General features: G+C 31.0%; 20 protein-coding genes and 1 pseudogene. 14 read left to right on the top strand and 7 right to left on the bottom strand.

What is annotated here, in order from left to right; all coding sequences use genetic code 11:
- The first annotated feature begins 87 nt into the window (after nucleotides 1-87).
- Both METFODRAFT_RS04685 and METFODRAFT_RS10070 read left to right on the top strand, forming a co-directional pair.
- Nucleotides 88-306, top strand: a complete 219-nt coding sequence (locus tag METFODRAFT_RS04685) for a hypothetical protein (protein ID WP_007043479.1) — start codon at nucleotides 88-90, stop codon at nucleotides 304-306.
- A gap of 130 nt (nucleotides 307-436) precedes the next feature.
- On the top strand, nucleotides 437-637 hold the full coding sequence (locus tag METFODRAFT_RS10070) for a hypothetical protein (RefSeq protein ID WP_083820846.1): 201 nt from the start codon (nucleotides 437-439) through the stop codon (nucleotides 635-637).
- 73 nt (nucleotides 638-710) lie between these two features.
- On the opposite strand, the gene METFODRAFT_RS04680 is transcribed toward METFODRAFT_RS10070, so the two are convergent.
- From METFODRAFT_RS04680 to METFODRAFT_RS09705, 6 genes and pseudogenes are all read right to left on the bottom strand, one after another.
- Complete coding sequence (locus METFODRAFT_RS04680) at nucleotides 711-2075, bottom strand: VWA domain-containing protein (protein WP_007044400.1); 1365 nt, start codon at nucleotides 2073-2075, stop codon at nucleotides 711-713.
- Nucleotides 2076-2149: 74 nt separating this feature from the next.
- Nucleotides 2150-4055: pseudogene (gene acs, locus METFODRAFT_RS04675) on the bottom strand (acetate--CoA ligase).
- 267 nt (nucleotides 4056-4322) lie between these two features.
- Nucleotides 4323-4988: a selenouridine synthase SelU-like subunit gene (locus METFODRAFT_RS04670; RefSeq protein WP_007044396.1), complete on the bottom strand. Its 666-nt coding sequence runs from the start codon at nucleotides 4986-4988 to the stop codon at nucleotides 4323-4325.
- 4 nt (nucleotides 4989-4992) lie between these two features.
- A complete protein-coding gene (locus METFODRAFT_RS04665) occupies nucleotides 4993-5640 on the bottom strand; it encodes a selenouridine synthase SelU-like subunit (protein WP_048115579.1) in 648 nt (215 codons plus the stop codon).
- Between the two features lie 37 nt (nucleotides 5641-5677).
- Nucleotides 5678-6109 carry a transposase gene (locus METFODRAFT_RS04660; protein WP_007044394.1) on the bottom strand — a complete coding sequence of 144 codons (432 nt, stop codon included), beginning with the start codon at nucleotides 6107-6109 and terminating at the stop codon, nucleotides 5678-5680.
- Between the two features lie 87 nt (nucleotides 6110-6196).
- Nucleotides 6197-6856: a transposase gene (locus METFODRAFT_RS09705; RefSeq protein WP_245528914.1), complete on the bottom strand. Its 660-nt coding sequence runs from the start codon at nucleotides 6854-6856 to the stop codon at nucleotides 6197-6199.
- 583 nt (nucleotides 6857-7439) lie between these two features.
- On the opposite strand from METFODRAFT_RS09705, the gene cas10 reads away from it, so the two are divergent.
- The 12 genes from cas10 to METFODRAFT_RS04600 all read left to right on the top strand — a co-directional run bounded on the left by cas10 (nucleotide 7440) and on the right by METFODRAFT_RS04600 (nucleotide 18350).
- Nucleotides 7440-10124 carry a type III-A CRISPR-associated protein Cas10/Csm1 gene (gene cas10, locus METFODRAFT_RS04645; protein ID WP_007044392.1) on the top strand — a complete coding sequence of 895 codons (2685 nt, stop codon included), beginning with the start codon at nucleotides 7440-7442 and terminating at the stop codon, nucleotides 10122-10124.
- Between the two features lie 4 nt (nucleotides 10125-10128).
- Entirely contained in the window at nucleotides 10129-10533 is a 405-nt protein-coding gene (gene csm2, locus METFODRAFT_RS04640; protein WP_007044391.1) for a type III-A CRISPR-associated protein Csm2, read from the top strand.
- 11 nt (nucleotides 10534-10544) lie between these two features.
- Complete coding sequence (csm3, locus tag METFODRAFT_RS04635; protein ID WP_007044390.1) at nucleotides 10545-11276, top strand: type III-A CRISPR-associated RAMP protein Csm3; 732 nt, start codon at nucleotides 10545-10547, stop codon at nucleotides 11274-11276.
- A gap of 85 nt (nucleotides 11277-11361) precedes the next feature.
- A complete protein-coding gene (gene csm4, locus METFODRAFT_RS04630) occupies nucleotides 11362-12315 on the top strand; it encodes a type III-A CRISPR-associated RAMP protein Csm4 (RefSeq protein WP_007044388.1) in 954 nt (317 codons plus the stop codon).
- A 9-nt stretch (nucleotides 12316-12324) separates the two neighbouring features.
- On the top strand, nucleotides 12325-13443 hold the full coding sequence (gene csm5, locus METFODRAFT_RS04625; RefSeq protein WP_007044387.1) for a type III-A CRISPR-associated RAMP protein Csm5: 1119 nt from the start codon (nucleotides 12325-12327) through the stop codon (nucleotides 13441-13443).
- Nucleotides 13444-13489: 46 nt separating this feature from the next.
- On the top strand, nucleotides 13490-13741 hold the full coding sequence (locus METFODRAFT_RS04620; protein WP_007044386.1) for a TM1812 family CRISPR-associated protein: 252 nt from the start codon (nucleotides 13490-13492) through the stop codon (nucleotides 13739-13741).
- A gap of 79 nt (nucleotides 13742-13820) precedes the next feature.
- Nucleotides 13821-14366: a hypothetical protein gene (locus METFODRAFT_RS11155; RefSeq protein ID WP_007044385.1), complete on the top strand. Its 546-nt coding sequence runs from the start codon at nucleotides 13821-13823 to the stop codon at nucleotides 14364-14366.
- 11 nt (nucleotides 14367-14377) lie between these two features.
- Nucleotides 14378-14554: a hypothetical protein gene (locus METFODRAFT_RS11480; protein WP_007044384.1), complete on the top strand. Its 177-nt coding sequence runs from the start codon at nucleotides 14378-14380 to the stop codon at nucleotides 14552-14554.
- Complete coding sequence (locus tag METFODRAFT_RS11475; RefSeq protein WP_007044383.1) at nucleotides 14529-14717, top strand: hypothetical protein; 189 nt, start codon at nucleotides 14529-14531, stop codon at nucleotides 14715-14717. The genes METFODRAFT_RS11480 and METFODRAFT_RS11475 overlap by 26 nt, the downstream gene beginning before the upstream one ends.
- A 331-nt stretch (nucleotides 14718-15048) precedes the next feature.
- Complete coding sequence (locus METFODRAFT_RS04610; RefSeq protein ID WP_007044382.1) at nucleotides 15049-16305, top strand: LL-diaminopimelate aminotransferase; 1257 nt, start codon at nucleotides 15049-15051, stop codon at nucleotides 16303-16305.
- Nucleotides 16306-16365: 60 nt separating this feature from the next.
- Entirely contained in the window at nucleotides 16366-17061 is a 696-nt protein-coding gene (locus METFODRAFT_RS04605) for a PHP domain-containing protein (RefSeq protein ID WP_048115578.1), read from the top strand.
- 128 nt (nucleotides 17062-17189) lie between these two features.
- Complete coding sequence (locus METFODRAFT_RS04600) at nucleotides 17190-18350, top strand: RNA ligase (protein WP_007044380.1); 1161 nt, start codon at nucleotides 17190-17192, stop codon at nucleotides 18348-18350.
- On the opposite strand, the gene METFODRAFT_RS04595 is transcribed toward METFODRAFT_RS04600, so the two are convergent.
- Nucleotides 18351-19133 (bottom strand): 50S ribosomal protein L11 methyltransferase, encoded by a 783-nt coding sequence (locus tag METFODRAFT_RS04595; protein ID WP_007044379.1) that lies wholly within the window; start codon nucleotides 19131-19133, stop codon nucleotides 18351-18353.
- Nucleotides 19134-19202 lie beyond the last annotated feature (69 nt).

Raw genomic sequence — 19202 nt, 5'->3', positions numbered from 1 at the left:
CGTTGCTCGCTTACTTCGTAAGCGAAAACCTAAGTATCTGGTCTCTANAAACCATAAAAGAAGGCAGAGAACATAATAAGCGAGTATATGAAGAGACCAAAGATAGAAGAAAAGCATAGAAGAGATAAATCGATTTTAGATGTTGAGGGAAATTACCTAACGTCTGAAAAGAGCAATATTGGGTTTGTTAGGTTTATAGCAATGGTATCAAACTGTATAGAATATTTAAGCCACAAATATGGATTATCATTCTATGAAGTGATTAAAGAGTGTAGTAAAGAACTAATAAAGAAAGGATTCTCGTAATCACACTGTCAGTAAAATTAAAACCAAAAAAATAGAAATAGGTAGCACTTAAATCGGTTTTTCGTAACTCGCCTGTTATCACAAAGCGAAAACATCGATTGGGTGAAATACTAAGTATTTCACTGCTCGCTTGCTCCGCAAGCGAAGAGATAAATCGATTTTAGAAATCGAAGGAAACTATCTAATGTCTGAAAAGAGTAATATTGGATTCGTTAGATTTATGGCGATAGTATCAAACTACATAGAATATTTGAGATACAAATATGGACTATCGTTTTATGAAGTGGTTAAAGAGTGTAGTAAAGAACTAATAAAGAAGGGAATATCGTAATCACACTGTCAGTTAGATATTTAATTGCAGAACGACTATAATCTACCAATGGATTAAAATTTAAATTTGACATTTATAACTTTCTGAATACTTTTTTAGCATCTTCATCAGTTAAATCAAACACCTTTATTAACTCATCCGAAATCTTCTTTATGGTTTCAGTAGGATATACCTCAATAAAGATGGATGTCAATTTTAATTTTTTATCTTTTTTTAAATCATCTAATTTTTTTAAGAATTCATCGCTAACATCTGCATATCCATCGGTAATCAATACAATATCTGCATTTTCAAAATCCTTCTTTACTATCTCTATTGCACATTCTAATGGTCTTTCAAAATTCGTTCCTCCACCATAATACAACGATGCCAACTCCAAAATATCATCAATGGAAATATCATTGAATATCCTCTTAAATCTCACATCATCATCAAATGCAATATAACCAAATTTTCTCTTTTCTTTTTTTGCTATTTCTATTATTGATAGAGCAACTGCTTTTCCCCAAATTTCCCTCTTTCCATACATAGAACCGCTATGGTCTAATAAAACAATAATCGGGCCTTTACTTTTTTCAACCTCATTATCTAAATCATAAGTTAGAAGTTTTTTGTCCACAAATTTCCTTAAAAAATCAAGGTATAAGATTTCATCAGAAAAATTAACCAATTCTTTTGGCAATAAATGCTTCAAATCATCGCCCATTTTTATTGAATAGATCTCTCCACTGTAGTGTATTATCTTTGATTTGTACTCATTTATTGCTATGAGTTTTAATCTTCCAAGTTTTTTAACGATTTTATGTATTGTTTTATTTTCCAAGATTTTTGATGCTAATTTTATCCTTTCCTCAGGATTTAGGGATTTTTTATCGCCCTTTCCACTACCCCAAGAAGACACTGCATTCATTCCATTTATGGTATCTCCAATATCCTCGGAGATTTCTTTTAATGAGTTCTTAGCAACATCTTTTATTTTTGACATGAATTCATCAAACTCTGTATTTTCACCTTCACTATCCAAACTTATGCCCTCACCATTTCCTTTTTCTTTATTTTTAGCCATTTCTGCAAGTTTTTTATATTCTTTTTGGAGTTTTAATGCTTTAATATTCTCAAGAAACTTCTCAAGGAACATATTAGTTGCCATTCCTGCATTTACTTCATCCAATTCAGTCATTAACTTTGTTTTTTCATATTCAATAGATCCCAATCCACCTTCAAGAATGATTTTGTTTATTTTAAATTCCTCCTCAATAACCTCATTAAACTCAACAACATACTTAAAAAAAGCATAAAATGTATCTTCTGCTAATTTTTCATGTAGTGGGCTGAATTGCTCGTAATTTCTTAAAAGTGCCTTTAAATATCTATTATTTTTTAAAAATCTTTCAAATGCTTTCTTATCGTAGGCATCATGAACTACAACATTTTTCATAATTTACACCTTAAAATTTCCTAAAATAATATTCAACAGATTTAAAATTTAAAAGTTATGTATAAAAAAGTTATTTATTCAAATTTAAAATCAGATAGTTCTTTTTTTATTTCATCTATACTTGTGTTGTCTTCTATTGTTGAGAGGTCTCCAAGTTCTTCGCCAGATATAAGTTTTTTTAGAACTCCCCTCATGATTTTTCCACTTCTTGTTTTTGGGAGTTTATTTACAAAGAATATCATCTGAGGAACTGCAATAGGCCCCAGGGTTTCTCTCACGTATTTATTAACTCTTCTTTTGCTTCTTTTTTATTATTTATCTCCCTACGTGGAATAACAAAGGCAACCGGTACTTCTCCTTTTATATCATCAGGTTTTCCTATGACTGCAGATTCAGATACAAGCGGATGGGAAACAAGGACATGTTCAAGTTCTGCCGTTCCTATTCTATGGCCCGCTACATTTAACACCTCATCAGCCCTTCCAAGTATCCAGAAGTAGCCATCTTCATCTTTAATGGCGTAATCGGATGGACAATAGCAGTTAGGTATCCTTTCCCAATATGCAGCCCTGTATCTCTCATCGTTCTTCCATAATCCTATCAACATGCCAGGCCATGGATTTTTAATAACTAATAACCCCTTTTCATTTGGTGGGAGTGAGTTACCATTCTCATCTACGATATCTGCCTCAATACCAATACCTGGAAATGTTGCAGAACCTGGTTTTAAAGGGATTCCCTGAATACCTATTGGTGGGTATATAATATGCCCTCCAGTTTCAGTTTGCCAATAGCAGTCAGTTATTGGGCATTTCTTCTGCCCTACAACTTCATAATACCATTTCCATACCCTTGGATTTATTGGTTCTCCAACACTTCCCAATATTCTCAATGTAGATATGTCGTGAGATTTTACCCATTCTTCACCATACTTCATGAGCATCCTTATTGCTGTTGGGGCTGTGTAAAGGATAGTCACCCCATGATTTTCTATGATTTCCCATATTTTTCCAGGATTTGGATAATCAATAGATCCTTCATATATAACTGTTGTTGTTCCTAATGAAAGTGGACCATATACGACATAACTATGTCCTGTAATCCATCCAATATCTGCAGTGCACCAAAATACATCCATGTCATTAATACCCCAAGTCCATTCCATAGTTTTTGTTACATAAACCAAATAACCCCAAGTTGAATGCACGACCCCCTTGGCTTTCCAGTAGTTCCACTTGTGTATAATATAAATAGCGGATGGTTTGAATCAACAGATACTGGTTTTACATATTTTTTTGCTCCTTTCATTAATTCCTCCCACAGATAATCCCTGCCTTCAACTAACTTAATATCATTTTCTTTATCCCTGTGAACATAAACTACATGGTTTATTGTAGGGCAATTCAATAGAGCCTTATCCACAATATTCTTTAAGCTTATCTTTTTACCCCTCCTGTAGAGTACATCTGCAGTGATCAATATCTTTGCTCCGGCATCATTTATTCTTTCTGCAAGGGCATCGGATGAAAAACCAGAGAATACAACTGTATGTATGGCCCCAATCCTTGCACATGAGAGCATTGCAACTATTGCCTCAGGTATCATAGGGAGATATATTGCCACCCTGTCCCCACATTCTACACCCAAGTTTTGAAGGACATTTGAAAATTTATTAACTTCTCTATATAGTTCATAATATGTTAATATCCTTCTATTCTCATTTTCATCCCCCCATATTATTGCGGCTTTGTTTCTCTTATTTCCTTTTATATGCCTATCTAAGCAATTATAGCAGGCATTCAATTTTCCATTGACAAACCATCTTGCATATGGATAATTCCATTCCAATACCTTATCCCAAGTTTTATCCCAATCTAAGCATTTTGCCTGCTCAGCCCAGAATTTTTCTGGATTTTTTGAGAACTCTTCTTTTAGTTTGTTGAATTTTTCCATTGGAATATATTTGTCCCCCAACTTCATCCTATCGCCTAATTTTTTATTATTAATTTTTTGTTGAGTATTATTTATAATGATTAATCATTATAATTCTATCGTTTATTATATATATAAAACTTTCGATTTAAGTTTGTTGAAAAATAATTGAGAATTTATAGTTATTTGCGAATTTTACTAAATTTATTTATATGCTTCGAAATTCTTAAATGTTGTATTTGTCTTAAATTTTAAAATAAGTCGCAATCTTTCTTAAATTTATTGAAGTATTTTTCCAATATTTAACGCAAACAACTATTTTCCAGCATGTTTATATGCTTTGAATCCTCCTATCAACCTCTTAACCTTAAATCCTAAAAGTTTTAATATTAGGGCAATAGATTGGCTCCTCATTCCACCTCTTGCACAAAAAACAACAATTGTTTTACTTTTATCCAATTTGATTACATCCCTCATAATTCTCCTAATACTTTCCTCAATAATCCCTGCTGCTACTTCCATTGCCTTATCCTTACCTTCATCCTTGTAAATCTTACCAATGAGTTCATGCTCCCCATCTAAAAACAGGGGGATGTTTATGGCATTTGGTATCGTTCTTTCTTTGTACTCCCTTGGGGACCTCACATCAACAACAATAACTTCATCCTTCTTCATCAACTTCCCTAAATCATCCACTGTTATTAAATCATCAGTAAGTTCCTTTCCAATTGAGTTTAGGTATTTTTTGATATCCACTGGCTCAAAGTAAATCTTATAATCATTAAATTCAGCAACCTCTATCTTTTTACTCTCAATGATTTCTTTTGATTTATTCAAAATAAACGATGCTAACTCTCCACCAACCTTCCCAGCAAGGATTTTTTTACCATCCGTTATCATCTTCCTACCATCATTTAAGATAATTGATAAAACAACATCATCCTTAAAAGTCAGTAACCTTGCCAAGATTTCTTCGTCCAAACTCTCACCTATCTGCCAATTTTGATTTTATAAACTCATCAATAATTTTGATAGATTTGTTCAAATCATCATTATAGACAATCAAATCTGCCTGTATTTTTCTTATAGTCCTCATGTAGTGTTCTCTGTAAAGTTTTTCTTCTATTAGAATTGCAGCGTTGTAGTATTCATCTTTTTCAATTAGTTTTATAATTTCATCAATTGCTTTTAGGATCTCTTCTCTCTTTAATGAATTTCTCAATAATTCAAACTTGGAAATTAAAATCCTCTTCTCATACTCATTTTTTGGAAGATATTGGTTCAAGAGCCTATTTATTTGGCATTCATATGGGCAATCTATCAATATTTTGTATGTGTAGTTGTTCAGATTGGCAAACAGTCCAGAGATTTTTAATTTCTCTACACCACCTATCTTTCTTCCTTCATATTCAACAATGCAGTAACCCTCCTTCTCTGCTTTTTTTATCTGCTTATCCAATTCCTTTTCAAATTCCTCCTGATTTCTTTGCCTTAAATGATATAAATCTCCTAACACACTACCTCGCGTGTTTGCACATTCCTCAATATCAACAACAGGATGATGTTTTTTCAATTCCTTCAAAATCTCAGTTTTTCCGCAACCTGTCTTACCAAATAGTCCAAAAATTATCATCAAAATCACCATACTACATAGGCAGTGTTTAATAATGCTAATTGATATTAAAAAAGTTAATCAGTATCTCCGAATATGCATTAGATATACACAACCGAGTATTACCACCATAATAATCAAAGGAAGGTTTGCAATACAAGTTTGCAAAGTCGTTAATTGATATAATAAATTCTTTTAAATTATAATTTAAATTATAAGGAATTTCGTTTTTATGTTTCATCCAAATCCAAAAGTTATGGATTATCGCTCTAAGTATAAATAGAAACAACCTAACCTTTAAAGTCCTGGATTTCGTTTTTATTTTTAGGTCTTTAAACATTCTAAATCTTGTTTCTATATTCCAACGCTTTTTATAGATTTTTAGATAGTCCTTTGCATGTTCAAAATCAAGATTCGTTAAGAAAGTGTAATAAACGGTATTATCTTCAACGATTATTAATTTTGATATAAATATTACCCTAATTCCCATCACACATTTAGATATATAATTACAATGTGGAAATAGTTAGATACTATTAAGTTTTAGCAATTGAAGTAATAACCATTATTAACAAACTTACCTAAATTTAACATCATACAACGTCTTAATATTATAGGCGATTGTAAAGAGCAATAATTTAACGCTAAATCCTCTTTTACTTATGGCTCTTATACGCTTTGGGAACATTTCAACCAACTTTGAAAAGTTTGTTTCGATAGTTTTTCTCAATTTATTTAGTATTTTATACTTTATCTTTTCTATAAACGATTTAATCATGTTATTTCTTTTTATAGATTCGAAATAAACGTTTCCCCATCCTAACATATTTTGAAAACCTTCATCTATATAACCCTTATCTCCAATTATAGAGCAGTTTGAGAAGTTCTTAACAAACAGTTTATAATTATCTTTCAAGACATCCAAATCATGCTGATTTGCAGGACTTACAAACAATAGAGTTAGATACATTCCGTCAGTAGTGTATGTTGCTTTATATCCGAAATAATAACGTTTTTTTGATGCATTGTAGCCAACTATACCATCTTTTTTAATTAACATTGATTTTCCTATTTTTTCATGTCTATATTTCCTTATAAGTTCTTTTGTTTCGATTGGAATTGTATCTATAGACAATAAACAGTTTTTATTTAAAAATATGCTCTGAATTTCGAATAAAAGTTCTTCATATCTGTTTAATCGCTCAACTAATTTGTTGTATCTTATTTTCGGAAACAATCCCAACCCTTCGATTAAAAATTCATACCCCTTTTTATACATCCACCGAAGTATATCATACATAGAACCGAAAAGATTATTAAGTCCAAGAGGGATATTTTCTCTCTGCGGGCGTATGGTGACTTATATTTCTCTACAGTTAGATAGAACTTAGCCCACATGAGATTTATTAATCGTTTAAGCTTTGGGACGCTCTCTTCAACGATGTTATCACCTTCAACTATTTTTTTGATACTATATATCTATTGAGTTATATATTTAATGTTTTGATGGGAACTACGGTTATAAAATTTAAGTTGCTTAAATCCTTGTTTTAATAGACTAAGATTTCAAACGAGATGAGGGCATATAAATGCAAGAAAGATTAATTAAGAAATTTAAATATATTATATTTTCCAGTAGGTGATAAATATATCAAAATATCAAACTTTATTCATTTTTAATCATTCGTGATTTTCATGTCTTTATCGTTGTATTGTTTTTTTGTGTTATAATGTTAAACTGAGAACATTTCGAAAGTTTTATATAAATTTTTAGTAAATATTATTAACTAAACTTTCATCAAAATTTTAGAGGGGGTTTAATGAGGGATTATGAGGCTTTAAAAATTGGAAGTTTATTACACGATATTGGAAAATTCATTCAAAGAGCGAAATATAACCCAAAAAAGAAAAAGCATGTAGATTTTGGATATGAGTTTTTAGAGGGGTATTTAAAGGATGACAATTGTAAATTAAACATTTTAAAAAATTTGAATGATAAAGATAGAGATTTAGTTTTAGATATCATTAGAAGACACCACGACCAAAGCATTAATGAAGGAATTATTGGTATTGTTAGATTGGCGGATTGGCTAAGTAGTGCAGAAAGGGAAAACACAGATGAAGAATTGAGTATTCCAAAAGATGAACAAGCATTACTTTCCGTATTTGAACTCGTAGATATTAGTGATGATAAATTCTACCTCAAAAAAATAAAAGAAAAAAAAGAAGAATTATACGGGAAAGGGAAAAAATACAATTTAAAACCGCTTTCAATTCAGGATCATGTAATATTTCCGTATCCGAGTCCAAATATTTCATACGAAGATTTGCACAACAGTTTTATGGAAGAATTAAAAAAAGTAAATATAGACAACTTTGAAAAATTATACCAACTAATTCAGAAATACTTTTGGTGCATTCCGTCAGCAACAAACTGGAGAAAGGGAGGGTCATTGCCAGATATTTCTTTATTTGACCATCTAAAAACAACTTGTGCAATTGCATCCTGTTTATATAAGATATACGAAAAAAGTGAATGCAAAGGAAAATATGCAGACGCCGAACTTACTGACGATATGTTACGTGAACTACTAAAAAAAATTCCGTTGGAAAAAGGAAAATATAAAAAAGGTTCAAATCCAGCATGGGAAAAATATGGGTTGTTCTCATTAATTCATGGGGATATATCAGGAATCCAGAATTTTATATTTAAAATAACTTCAAAATATGCTACAAAATCGTTAAAGGGCAGAAGTTTTTATTTGGATTTTTTAACTGAGATGATTGCAAACCACATAATCCAAAATTTAGATTTGCCAATAACAAACATATTGTTTTGCGGAGGGGGACACTTTTACATTTTATCATACAAAGTAAAAGATGAATGCATTGATGAATTTGAAAAAGAAATAAACGAAATGCTATACGGTAAATTCAGAATCGACTTATACATTACATTGGGAAAAGCGGACATTAAGCCTTATGAATTTTTATCACAATCAGAATCTAATTTCTCAAAAAAATGGAGAGAAGTTGGAGAAATAACTGCAAAAAGAAAAATGAGGAAATTTTATTATAAAATAGAAGATTTAAGTTTATTTAAACCGTATGGAAGATGTGACGAAAATAAGATATGTAGAGCATGCAGAGGAGAGTTTAAGAGGGGAATATGTTTATATGGTGAAGAAGGAGACAAATTATGTGAAAACTGTTATTCATTTGTAGAGTTAATAGATTTCTTAAAAGAATTCAAAGATAAAGGTTATATTAGTTTTAATTACAAAAAACCTTCAAAAGCAAAGGTTGAAGGTGAGAAAAAAAGAAAAGAAATCACAATAAAAGAACTTCCAACATTAAAGGATTTGTTTGAAAAAATTAAACTTGAAAATGAGGAATATAATCTCCCAGATAATAATGGAAATTTAGAACTACCTTATAAAATTTGGTCAATTGCATTTCCATTAAAGGACGTTGGAGAAAATAATGAAAACAAAAAAGAAATAAAAGATTTTAATGAATTGGCAGAGCAGGCAAAAGAAAGGACAGGAACAAACAAAATAGGCATATTAAAAATGGACGTTGATAATTTAGGAAAGGTATTCACAGAGGGTTTAGGTGACTTTGCATCTATATCAAGAATGAGCACGTTAAGTTCCATGCTAACTTTGTTTTTCACAGGATATATCCCCCACTTGATTGAGACAGGAAAATGTGAAATTAAGGATAAAGAAGTGTATTATAAAGACAATGTCTATTTAGTTTATTCTGGAGGAGATGATACGCTTATAGTTGGAGCGTGGGATGTTATATGGGAGTTGGCAAAAGAAATTAGAAAAAAATTTAAGAAATTTACCTGCTACAATCCAAATTTATCCTTAAGTGCTGGAGTTGTTTTAGTTAGTCCAAAGTTTGAGTTTAAAAAGGCAGTTGAATTGGCAGATGAGGAGTTGGATGATATTGCGAAGGATGATGAAATAATAGTGCCAATAAATGGGGAAAAAGAAGTAATCAAGAAAAATGCAGTGTCTATCTTCGGATGTCCGTTGAGTTGGGACTTTGAGGTTTATTATGATGAGGAATCAATAAAGAAGTTTGAGGACTTTTATTCAATAAAACACAATAAAAGAATTGAGATTGATAAAAAAATTAAAGAATTTGTTAAAAAATACAATGAAACAGAATTAGAAGAGTGTTTTGAAAAAGCCATAAGAGAAATAGGTAAAAAAAGAGTTCTACACATAACTCAGGAGGTGGGGGATAGATTAAACAGAGCAATTGAATGTAAAGGTGAAGAGTTCCTAATAAACTTCCCATACTATTGGAGAATTTTGTATTATTTGCATAGAAATTATAAGAAAGGAAAAAATAATTTAGATAACAACATTAAATTTTTAGAGGATTATGTTAAAGAAAAAATATCTTATGGATTTAAGTGTAGAAACATAAGATTCAACGACTTAAAAGTTTCTGCAAGAATTGCCGAACTGAAAAATAGGGAGGGGTGAAATGATGAGAATGAAGAATGAAAAACCAGTTTTAAGTGATAACGAAATAAACATAATATTGAATATCAACAGCGAAAATGTAAATAAGGTTATTGAGATAGCAGAGAGATTGGCAAGGGAGTTTGAAAACATACCTGCATCAAAAATGAGGGATTTCTATGATTATGTTATAAAGGTAGATGACAAAGAAAGTAATTGGTATACTAAATTGGCTTTTCTAAAACCAAAAATGGCATACAATGTTGGAAAAGAGACAAATAGGCAAAAAAAAGAAGCCCTATCAAAGTTTAATGAGATTTTTAGCAAAATAATTGATGAAATAAACAATGATTTGAATAAATTTAAAAAATTTAAAATATTTTTTGAAGCATTGGTAGCATATCACAAAATATATGCAAAAAGTCAGTAGGGGGGTAGAAAATGGAAGAGAAACTAACTTTAAAAGGAAAAGTCACTATAAATGGAAAAATTAAGTTAGAAAGTGGAATTCACATTGGTGGGACAAAAGAAACATTAAAAATTGGAGGAATGGATAATCCCGTTATAAAAGATAAAAATGACAATATATTTATTCCTGGAAGTTCATTAAAAGGAAAAATTAGAAGTTTATTAGAAAAAAAAGATGGAAAAATAAAATTTGATGGTAGGGGAAATGCACTTCCGTGTGATTGTGGAGGATGTGAAATTTGCAAAATATTTGGACCACACGATTCAAAAAATATTAAGGAGCCAGTTAGAATTATAGTTAGAGATGCTTATTTGGAATTAAATGGTAAAAAACCATACGAATATTTAGAAGTAAAACCAGAAAACACAATAGATAGAGTAAAAGGAACTACAATAAAAGGGGGAATTAGAAACATAGAGAGAGTCGTTGCTGGGAGTGAGTTCAATTTTGAAATTGTATTCAACATTTACAAAAATGAAGACAAAAATTTAATAAAAAAATTCATTGAAGGAATGAAACTTTTAGAAGACGATTATTTGGGGGGTTGTGGTTCAAGAGGTTACGGAAAAATTAAATTTAAAGACATTATGTTAATCCACAAACCAAAAGCATACTACGAAGGAGATAAAAACGCAATAACTGTAGAAAAAAATATTCATGACGTTGAAGAATTATACAGCAAAGTTGAAAAATTAACTTTATAATTCATTTAAATTTTGGTGGGAATTATGAAATTAGTAAGATTAATCCCAAAAGAAAACAGCAAATTTCATTTTGGGGGAGGGATATTTGGAGGAAAGTTCTCTAATATTTCATTCCCACAGTTTATTTTCTGCGATAGTTAATAATTTTGTTAAGTTGTATGGGGAATTTGACAAAAGTTTATTAAATTTAAGAGTGTCGTCCCTATTCCCAAAATTTAAGGATATTTACTTTATACCAAAACCAGAAACGCCTTTTTTTAATATTCCAAAGGGTAAGGATGCCAAAAAAATAAAAAAGATAAAATTCATCTCTTTAGAAGCATTTGAGGAATATTTAAATGGAGAATATTTAAATGAACAAAATATGAAAAACATAAAAAACCAAATTATTGGAAAAGAGTTTCTTATTGGAATGGAAGAAATTGATAGTGTGGAGAAATACAGCGAAAATTTGGATGAAATAAAACTTATATCAAAAGAAATTGAGCAAAAAATAGCCATGGATAGGATTAAGAACATAACTCTTGAAAAAGATGGACGAGGACAACTTTACAATGTAGAATTCATTAGGTTAAATTATGGGACTGAATTTTATTTTTTAGTTGATTATGGCGAGTTGGATGAGGATTTAATCAAAAAAATAAATGCTTCAATAAAACTTATTGAGGATGAAGGGTTAGGGGGAAAGAGAAGCATTGGAGCAGGGTTTTTTGAAAGTGTTGTTATTGGGGAACTAAATGAAAAATTTAATGAATTATTTGATAGGGAAGAGGACTACCATTTAACATTATCAACAGCAATTCCGAGAAATGGAAATGTTGAATACTATAAGTTAATTGAAATTGGGGGCTATATCTATTCCATAAAAGGACCAACATGTCTAAAAAAGCGTATTTTAGCATTAACAGAAGGTTCTATTGTTAAGAAGGGATTTGTTGGGAAAATTGAAAATTTAGAACCTGAAAATTATGTAAAACATTTAAATCACCACGTTTATGTGAATGGAAAGCCCATTCTAATGCCCACTAAGGTTTATTGAGGGATATCTATGGAAGTTAAATGCAACACCATAACCCCAATTTTTATTGGTTGTGGGGAGGAATATACTCAGTTGGATTATTATATAGAGGAAAACAAGGCAAAAATTGTTGATTTAGAGAAGGCAATGATGGATTTGGATGATTTAGAAAAAATAAACCACCTATCTAAACTAATAACCTCATATATAAACAATAATAGATTAGAATCTAATGCAAAAGAACTCTTAAAAAGCATTGGAATTGATGTGAAGGATTATGTTGTTAGGGAAGTTAATTGTGAGATTGAGAGCCATAGAAGCATTAGAGTTAAAAAATTTATAAATCAGAGGGGATTTCCCTACATTCCCGGAAGTTCAATAAAAGGAGCAATAAGAACTGCATATATTTTTGATTATTATGATGATGAAAAAAGAATAAATGAACTTATTAAGATTTTGAGGGATAAAAACATTAAACCATGGGAAAAGGGGGATGCAGTAGTCAAAAATGCCATTTCAAGAAATATTCAGAGTGATTTCTTTAAGTATTTAATTGTTTCTGATAGTGGATTTTTGGATGGAAAATTTAAGTTCATAATGACAAAAAGATGGAATACAAAAAAGGGAAAATTTGAAGTTCCTATAGCACTAGAAGGATTTATGGATAAAAATGAATTTGATTTGAGAATTATTATTAAAGACGAATTTATAAAAGAAATATTCAAAAAAACAGAAAGAAATTACAAAGAAATGGACGAAAAAGAAAAATTTGATGAATTAAAGAGAATATGTAATAAATTGACTGAAACGATTATTGACTTTGAATTAAACCGAGATAATCCAGAGATTTTAGAAACATTTTATGAAAGATTAAAGAATCAGTTAAATGATGGTATTTGTTTAAATGTTGGGTTTGGTGGGGGATTTTTGGCAAAAACGATTTATTTATTGCTTTGGAAATATGACAAAGATGGTAGAAAGGGATATTTAAAATTGATGAAAAAGATCTTCAAAAATGAAAGAAATAGGAATTTAAGGGAATCTTGGAATAGGGCATACTCCTATTATGACTTCCCAAAGACGAAAACCGTTTACGTGAAAAATGGTAGGATAGTGAGCCCATTAGGATGGATTAAAATAAATTATTAAATTTAAAAATATTAAAAATAAAAATTAAGATTATTGGGGAGATAATATGAGAATACTAATAGCAACGTGGGGGAATTTTAGGTCATGGGATGAGATTGAGTATATTTTTGGAAACAAAAAGAAAAAATCAAACTGTCCATTGTCAATTTTGCATGAGGTCATCAAACCAGATAAAACAATAATATTTACACTTGACACACTTACAGATTTTCCATCTAAAAATTATGAGGATATAATAAAAGAAGTTAAAGAAAAGACATTTGAATTTATAGAAAAATTACATTTACTGATAGTGTGATTTAACACTATTAAAATTAAGACCAAAAAATAGAAATAGGTAGTACTTAAATAACTCGTTAAAAAACGGTGAAACCTCCATGCTAGCAGCACTTAATAATATACTCACTAATTCTATAAATAGTTTAGGATTTAGCTGTTCGGAGGAGTTATCTAAGTTCGCACAGGTTAGAACACTAACGCCAATAAAAACTATCAAAGCATTTTCAGAGTATGTCTCGGGAATTCACAGAACGACTATCGTTAAAAACCTACAAAAACTATCAGAAAATGAGTTTTGTTTGTATACTCAACTATCCAACCTTCCCGATATTTTTGATGACAATAGATTTAAATACACTGCAATAATCGATTCAACGCTACTAAGGAGATGGAGTAAAAAGGTTTATGGTTGCAATATTCGATATAACTACATCGAAAGACATAGCAAACCATATCAAGAGCAGATAAACTGCTGTATTTATCACGAAAAAAGGGATATATTCGATTTACACTACAATAAAACCACTTGGCAAAAATCCACAGACATATTCATCGAAATTATCAGATTCTTAACTCATATAGATATCGGGACGGTCGTAGTAGACACTTTTTGTAACGACAAAGAAAATTATGAAGGAATCTAAAGAATTGGGGAATGGAATATATTGGTAAACTTAGGAAAAACCTGATAGTTGAATATTTCGGTAAGAAGGTTAAGGTAGAAGGACTATTTAAGAGGGATTTCGAGAAAGAAAAGCTTAAATTAAGGACTATTAATGGAATAAAGTTTAGATTATCCGAGAAAAGTGGTCAATATTCCCGATGTTGGTAGAGTTAAAATACGTTGCAGTGTTGATAGGAAAATCAAGAAAAAACCTAAGTATCTGGTCTCTACAAACCATAAAAAGAAGGCAGAGAACATAATAAGCGAGTATATGAAGAGACCAAAGATAGAAGAAAAGCATAGAAGAGATAAATCGATTTTTAGATGTTGAGGGAAATTACCTAACGTCTGAAAAGAGCAATATTGGGTTTGTTAGGTTTATAGCAATGGTATCAAACTGTATAGAATATTTAAGCCACAAATATGGATTATCATTCTATGAAGTGATTAAAGAGTGTAGTAAAGAACTAATAAAGAAAGGATTCTCGTAATCACACTGTCAGTTTTTAAAAAAAGTTCAACTCGTTATCTATTTATACTGTTAGGGTATATTGACTATTGAAAGTTTTTGAACGGATGCTTATGAACTCAAAGGATTCAAAGGATGCAAAGTTTTTAAATAAAATCACCAAATTATGATAAAAATAATTTAAGGTGAGAGGATGGAAAGTTACATACAAAACCTATTTGCTGAAAGAATTGGGGGAAAAAAGTTTGGTAAGGAGGATGTAATCTATAAGTTTGAGAAAATTAAGAGGGCAAAGCAAGAGGCTATGAAAAGATATCCAAATATGGAACTGATCGATATGGGAGTCGGAGAGCCAGATGAGATGGCAGACGAAAAAGTAATAGAGGTTTTATGCAAAGAGGCAAAGAAATGGGAGAATAGGGGCTACGCTGATAACGGAATTCAGGCATTAAAAGATGCTGTCCCACCATACATGGAGAAGGTTTATGGTGTTAAAGATATAGATCCAGTTAATGAGGTTATACACTCAATAGGTTCAAAACCAGCACTAGCCTACATAACAAGTGCCTTCATAAACCCCGGGGATGTTACATTAATGACAGTCCCTGGTTATCCAGTTACAGCAACACATACAAAATGGTATGGTGGAGAGGTTTATAATCTTCCATTGTTAGAGGAAAATGATTTCTTACCTGATTTAGAAAGTATTCCAGATGATATTAAGAAGAGAGCAAAGATATTATACTTAAATTACCCAAACAACCCAACTGGTGCTCAAGCAACAAAGAAATTTTATAAAGAGGTTGTTGATTTTGCATTTGAGAATGATGTTATTGTTGTCCAAGATGCCGCTTATGGAGCATTGGTTTATGATGGGGAGCCGTTATCTTTCCTATCAGTTAAAGATGCAAAGGAAGTTGGGGTTGAAATCCACAGTTTTTCAAAGGCATTTAACATGACTGGTTGGAGATTGGCATTTTTAGTTGGAAATGAGTTAATTATTAAGGCATTTGCAACAGTTAAGGATAACTATGATAGTGGTCAATTTATCCCAATCCAAAAAGCAGGTATTTATTGTTTGCAACATCCAGAGATAACTGAAAGAGTTAGGCAGAAGTATGAGAGAAGATTGAGGAAGATGATTGGGATATTGAATGAAGTTGGATTCAACGCAAGGATGCCAGGAGGAACATTCTACTTGTATGTTAAATCCCCAAGAAGAGTAAATGGTGTTGAATTTGAAACTGCAGAGGACTTTTCTCAATATTTAATTAAAGAAAAACTCATCTCAACAGTTCCATGGGATGATGCAGGACATTACTTAAGATTGGCTGCATGCTTTGTTGCTAAGGATGAGAATGGAAATCCAACAATAGAAGAGAAATATGAAGATAAAGTATTAGAGGAATTTAAAAGAAGGTTAGATGGTATGGAATTTGAGTTCGAATAATTTAATTTTTTATGTTTAATTTGAATTTAAAGTTAATAAAACAAAAATGGTGAAATTTTAATGAAGGTAGATATGCACGTCCACACCATACGCTCAAAATGCTCCTTGAACAATATAAACTTGTTAAAAAAGATTTGTTTAAAGAACGACATTGTTCCAGTAATTGCAGATCACAATTTGGCAACTAAGACAGACTTTGGTATAACTGGAGAGGAAATAGCAACAGATAGAGGGGAATTTATTGGATTGTTTTTGAATGAAGAGATTAATGAGAAAGATATATTTGAGGCAATAGATAAGGTTAAAGAACAGGGGGGATTGGTCTATTTGCCCCATCCTTTTGATGTGAGGAGGAGAAGGTCTTTATGTAAATTTAACATCTTAGATGATAGAGAGTTTATAAAAAAGGTCGATGTTGTGGAGGTTTTCAACAGTAGATGCATAACCAACGAGCCAAATATAAAGGCGTTTGAGTATGCAAGAAAACACGATTTTTTGATTGGTGTTGGAAGTGATGCCCACTTTATTTGGGAGATTGGAAATGCATACATAAACTTTGAGCCATTTGATATGGACAACCCAAAAGAATTTTTGAAGTTGTTATCTAAATATAAAAAGGACATGGAAATTTTAAGTAAAAATTTAGAAGAAAACCCATGGATTTCCCCAAATTATTATGCAAAAAAAGGGTGTAGTTTGAATATTCTGTTATTTAGTAAGGTAATTAAAAAAATTAGAAGGAAATTGGATATATAACTAAAACAAACAAAATCCTATATTGTTTGGATGAAACCTTTTTTAAAGGTTTCGTTTGAATATTCTGTTATTTAGTAAGGTAATTAAAAAAATTAGAAGGAAATTGGATATATAGATTTGGTGGTTTTATGGAAATGAATTATTCCCTAATTGCAGAGAGGTTGAAGTTGAGAGATGATGATATAAAGAGGGGGTTTAAAAGAGGAATAATAGGCAGGATAGAATATAAGGGTATTCCAATGATTACATTTAGAAAAAAGATAAAACATGTTGAGAGGGGGACAACATTATTTTTAAATGAAGATTTGGACTATGTTGCGGGTTATCCAAAGATTAGGAGGGCTTTGGTGTTAAATCCAACTATAAAAAATTATTTCATTGACAAGGTTGTTGTTGAGGAAAAGTTGGATGGCTACAATGTTAGAATAGCAAAGATAAATGATGATGTTGTTGCAATCACAAGAGGAGGGTATATCTGCCCATTCACAACAAAAAAAGCAATACAAATATTAAACACCAAGTTCTTCGAAGATCATCCAAATCTAATGCTCTGTGGAGAGATGATTGGATTGAACAATCCTTATGTGCCACACTACTATGAAGAGGTTGATAGAGGTTGGGAAAATTTGGGATTTTATATCTTTGATATAAGGGATAGGGAAACAAATGAACCTTTATCCATAAAAGAAAAGATAAAAACCTGCAAAAAATACAACCTTCCTTATGTTGAACCTCTGGGGGAGTTTGATAAGGAAGATGCTCATGAATACATAAAGGAGATTATCGATAAGTTGAATGCTGAAAATAGGGAAGGAGTTGTTTTAAAAGACCCAGATATGGCGGTAAATCCAATAAAATACACAACACACAAAACACAGTGTGGAGATTTAAGAGTGGCATTTACATTTTTTTATGATTTAGGTGTTGATTTTATGTTTAGTAGGGTTGTTAGGGAAGGGTATCAGGCTTATGAGTTTAATGAAGATGACGATACACTAAAAAAGAGGGCATTGGATATTGGAGAATCTATCTTGTATCCAATGGTAGATACAATAAAAAAGATTCATAATGGGGAGAGGGTTACAGAGGACTTTGAAATTGTTGTTGATAATGAGGAGGATTTGAAGGAGTTTTTAGAATACTCAAAGAAGTTACACATGCAAATTATCGTTAAGAACATGGAAAAAATAAAGGTAGATGATGAATATAAGATAAAAGTAAAGATTGGAAAGATATACTCTACAACCAACGATAAGGTTTTGAGTCATTTAAATGGTGGTTTGTGGTGATTATTGAATAACAGAAATCCCAATACTCTCCAAATCCCCACCCATTTTATAAGATAATTTGATCCTAACTTTTCCTTTTTTTATTGGTTTGTTCAGTGGAATTACAAGATTTGGATTTAACATTGGTGTATCCCCAGCAACGATTCCATCGGTTAGTTTTGTATATGTCGCCAATCTTAAAGCAGGGTTCTCACAATTTTCAAAAACCTCAAATTCTAAGATATATGATACATCCTCTTTATTAATCTCATAGAAATTTATCCTACTATATAATATTTCATCCGATATGGGTTTTGATTCTATTTCCTCATCATAGTAAATGTGCCCTAATCTACTCTCAACAAGTTGGGCAGTGTTATAAACTTCCTCTGGAATAATTCTTCCATTTTCTTTCAAAAATTTTCTTTTTAATATTGAATTTATAACCCTAACTTGTGGTTCAGTTATTAAAGCGGTATCAAGCATCTCAGCAATAACAACGTCTGCCTTTTCTTTGAAATTATATTCTACTGCATCTGCCTCTATAATCTCAATATTATCAAAATTGTTATTTTTTACATTCTTTTTTGCATAAATTGCTGTTATTGGATCCAACTCAACTGCATAAACTTTTTTTGCCTTTCTTGCCGCAATCATTGCCAATATCCCACTACCAGTTCCTAAGTCATAAACAACATCATCTTCCTTAACAACCTTTTCAATTGCTTCCTTAAAAATCCCCACTCTTTCATCATCTAAAAGCATAGAATAATGCCACTGCGGAACGAGAAGTTTTAATCTCATAATATCCCATTAATAATTTGCTAAAAAAGAGTTATTTGTTAAAACGATTAATTTAAATTAATATATACT

The sequence above is a fragment of the Methanotorris formicicus Mc-S-70 genome, assembly GCF_000243455.1.
GTDB lineage: Archaea > AGJL01 > Methanococci > Methanococcales > Methanococcaceae > Methanotorris > Methanotorris formicicus.
This window is presented reverse-complemented; position numbering and strand designations above follow the sequence as displayed.

What these genes read in the sequence shown, in the direction of transcription:
- cas10 (WP_007044392.1), top strand. Translation starts at nt 7,440, where the DNA reads ATGAGGGATTATGAGGCTTTAAAAATTGGAAGTTTATTACACGATATT.
- METFODRAFT_RS04620 (WP_007044386.1), top strand. Translation starts at nt 13,490, where the DNA reads ATGAGAATACTAATAGCAACGTGGGGGAATTTTAGGTCATGGGATGAG.
- csm3 (WP_007044390.1), top strand. Translation starts at nt 10,545, where the DNA reads ATGGAAGAGAAACTAACTTTAAAAGGAAAAGTCACTATAAATGGAAAA.
- METFODRAFT_RS04610 (WP_007044382.1), top strand. Translation starts at nt 15,049, where the DNA reads ATGGAAAGTTACATACAAAACCTATTTGCTGAAAGAATTGGGGGAAAA.
- METFODRAFT_RS04595 (WP_007044379.1), bottom strand. Translation starts at nt 19,133, where the DNA reads ATGAGATTAAAACTTCTCGTTCCGCAGTGGCATTATTCTATGCTTTTA.
- csm5 (WP_007044387.1), top strand. Translation starts at nt 12,325, where the DNA reads ATGGAAGTTAAATGCAACACCATAACCCCAATTTTTATTGGTTGTGGG.
- METFODRAFT_RS11480 (WP_007044384.1), top strand. Translation starts at nt 14,378, where the DNA reads ATGGAATATATTGGTAAACTTAGGAAAAACCTGATAGTTGAATATTTC.
- METFODRAFT_RS04680 (WP_007044400.1), bottom strand. Translation starts at nt 2,075, where the DNA reads ATGAAAAATGTTGTAGTTCATGATGCCTACGATAAGAAAGCATTTGAA.
- METFODRAFT_RS04685 (WP_007043479.1), top strand. Translation starts at nt 88, where the DNA reads ATGAAGAGACCAAAGATAGAAGAAAAGCATAGAAGAGATAAATCGATT.
- METFODRAFT_RS04665 (WP_048115579.1), bottom strand. Translation starts at nt 5,640, where the DNA reads ATGATAATTTTTGGACTATTTGGTAAGACAGGTTGCGGAAAAACTGAG.
- METFODRAFT_RS04660 (WP_007044394.1), bottom strand. Translation starts at nt 6,109, where the DNA reads ATGGGAATTAGGGTAATATTTATATCAAAATTAATAATCGTTGAAGAT.
- METFODRAFT_RS11155 (WP_007044385.1), top strand. Translation starts at nt 13,821, where the DNA reads ATGCTAGCAGCACTTAATAATATACTCACTAATTCTATAAATAGTTTA.
- METFODRAFT_RS04605 (WP_048115578.1), top strand. Translation starts at nt 16,366, where the DNA reads ATGAAGGTAGATATGCACGTCCACACCATACGCTCAAAATGCTCCTTG.
- csm2 (WP_007044391.1), top strand. Translation starts at nt 10,129, where the DNA reads ATGAGAATGAAGAATGAAAAACCAGTTTTAAGTGATAACGAAATAAAC.
- METFODRAFT_RS04600 (WP_007044380.1), top strand. Translation starts at nt 17,190, where the DNA reads ATGGAAATGAATTATTCCCTAATTGCAGAGAGGTTGAAGTTGAGAGAT.